The sequence below is a fragment of the Pseudomonas sp. HMWF021 genome (assembly GCF_003061005.1).
Lineage (GTDB): Bacteria > Pseudomonadota > Gammaproteobacteria > Pseudomonadales > Pseudomonadaceae > Aquipseudomonas.
In genome coordinates this window covers 32049-34528 of the sequence record NZ_QAIK01000112.1, presented here as the reverse complement: position 1 = coordinate 34528, position 2480 = coordinate 32049, and the positions used below count along the sequence as shown (strand labels likewise).

The window sequence follows — 2480 nt, the reverse complement described above, 5'->3', positions numbered from 1 at the left end:
CTGGGTGAAGTGTTCACGGGCGAAGCTTTCCTGTTGTTCCAGCAGCGCGACCACGGCCGGATATTGCTCGGCGAGAAAACGCTCCAGCGGCTCGACCTCGACCGGCGGCGCATCGCGCAGCGCCGGCAGTTCCTGCAACGCCAGATAGCTGCCCACCGTATGGTTCGACCAGCCCCACGCCGTCGGGGCCGTTGCACAAAGCAGCAACAGGAGAAAGGTCAGCTTCATTGCTTTTAATTCTTATTGGAGGTGCTGTGGGGGTTGAGCCTAACAACCGCCCCCGGCGCTGGCACTGTCCGATCTCACCAGAAAAGTTCTCCGATAGCGCCATATGAAGCCCATCGCCCACCCGTGTAGGAGCTGCCGAAGGCTGCGATCTTTTGACTTTGATTTTAAAAAACAAGATCAAAAGATCGCAGCCTTCGGCAGCTCCTACAGGGGGTTCTGCGGTGTTTTTTCAGGCGGGGTAACCGGTGATTTTGCGGATGCTCTGGTACAGCGGCTTGAGCTGGCGATACATGCGCAGGTACACCTCGTTGTACAAACGTTCATAGATCTGCTGCGCCTCGGGTTGCGGTGTGAATACCGTGCCCACTCGCGTCATCGCAGCGATCGCCGTGGGGAAATCCGCATACAACCCCAACCCCACCGCACAACAGATCGCCGCGCCCAGCCCGGACGCTTCGTACACATGCGGACGCTCCGCCGGCAGGCCAAAAATATTCGCCGTAAGTTGCATCGCCGCATCACTTTGCGAACCGCCACCGGCCACCCGCAGACGCTTGATCGACACCTTCGAACGCCTCTCGATGTTCTCCATGCCCTGGCGCAAGGCATACGCCAGCCCTTCCAGAATCGCCCGGTAAATATGCGCGCGGGTGTGCACGTCGCCGAAGCCGATCATTGCGCCTTTGGCCTCGACGCCCGGCTCACGAATCCCCGGTGACCAATACGGTTGCAGCATCAGCCCCATCGACCCCGGCGGCACCGCGTTGACCAGCGCATCGAACAGTTGCTCGGGTTCAATGCCCTGCTCTTGCGCCTGCTGCATTTCGCGCAGGCCGAACTCGTTCTTGAACCAGCTGACCATCCAGTAACCGCGATAAATCATCACCTCGCAGTTGTACTGATCCGGCACCGCCGAGGGGTATGGAGGGATCAGCGGGACGATTTCCAGATAGCGCGAGCGGGTGCTGGTGATCGTCGCCGTGGTGCCGTAGGACAGGCACACCGTGCTCGCATCGACTACGCCGGAACCGACCACCTCGCAGGCCTTGTCAGCGCCGGCAGCAATCAGCGGCAAGCCCTCGGGAATCCCCGTGTGACGGCTGGCTTCAGCGCTGATGTAGCCAAGGGTTTCGCCGGGTTTGTGCAAGGTCGGTAATTGCTCCGGACGCACCGCCAGCGCCTGCCATTTCCAGTCACTGGGCGCGGCCCATTTCAGGCGTTTGAAGTCGAACGGCAGATAGCCGACGCAACAACCCACCGAGTCGACAAAGCGCCCACACAAACGATGGGTGAGAAACCCCGAGAGCAGCAAAAATTTGTCGGTCGCCGCCCAGACTTCAGGCTGGTGTCTGGCGATCCAGTTGGCCTCTGCCTGCGCGCGAAAGTAATCCACCGTAGCCTGCGCGCCGACCAGTTTGAACAGCCAGCCCCACGGCCCCTTGATCCCGCCCTCGACTTCGCTCTGGCGCTGATCGAGCCACAGAATGGCCGGGCGCAGCGGCTTGCCCTCGGCATCGACATTGATCACCGTGCCGCGCTGAGTGGTCAGTGAGACGCCGGCAATCTGCGAGCGATCAATCCCGGTTTGTGCCCATACCTGCTGGCAGGCCTCGCCGAGTTTCGCCCAGTAATATTCCGGGTCCTGCTCGGCCCAGCCCGGTTGCGTCGAGTAGTACGCCTGCAACTCGACCTTGCCTTTGCCCAGCAGATTGCCCTGCAAATCGAAGAGCAATGCGCGCACGCTCTGAGTGCCGTTGTCGATCGCCAGCAGGTAGCGCTTGTTCGAGTGGTTATCCATGGCGCTCTCTTCAAGGGGCATCAAGGCGTGGCATCCGGCAGACCGTGATGGCGTTGCCACAACGCCCGGTAACGCTGCAACTCTTGCTGCCAGTGTGCATCGTCCCAGCCCAGACGTGGCTGGCAGAGTTGGCGGATGGCGGCGAAATGTTCTTCGCCACCGCGCGCCAGCAACAGGCACAGACGGGTGCGGCGCAGCAACAGATCATCGAGGTGCAGCACCATTTCTGCTTCACAGGCGAAGGCCAGTTCTGCCCATAAGGTGTCGGTGTTGCCGACCGTTTCGTGACCCAACTCGGCGATCAACTGCGCCAGTCGCGGCAGGTCTCGGCCGTGCCTTCCGGCCAGACGTCGATACTGTTGGGGACTGAGTCCGGGGATGGTCAGTGGTGGGACGGCTGCGAACACCGGCGCGGCATCATCTTCGAAATCGCGACCGAGCATGTCGGCACAGG

2 protein-coding genes and 1 pseudogene are annotated in these 2480 nt (G+C 61.4%); all 3 read right to left on the bottom strand.

Features of this window, described 5'->3' with window-relative positions:
- A pseudogene (locus DBR18_RS29255) lies at positions 1-228 on the bottom strand (phospholipase); the annotation flags it as partial.
- Positions 229-457: 229 nt separating this feature from the next.
- On the bottom strand, positions 458-2026 hold the full coding sequence (locus DBR18_RS15215) for an FGGY-family carbohydrate kinase (protein ID WP_108590923.1): 1569 nt from the start codon (positions 2024-2026) through the stop codon (positions 458-460).
- A 20-nt stretch (positions 2027-2046) separates the two neighbouring features.
- A partial coding sequence (locus tag DBR18_RS29250) for a glycerol-3-phosphate dehydrogenase C-terminal domain-containing protein (RefSeq protein ID WP_305891536.1) occupies positions 2047-2480 on the bottom strand: 434 nt, incomplete at its 5' end.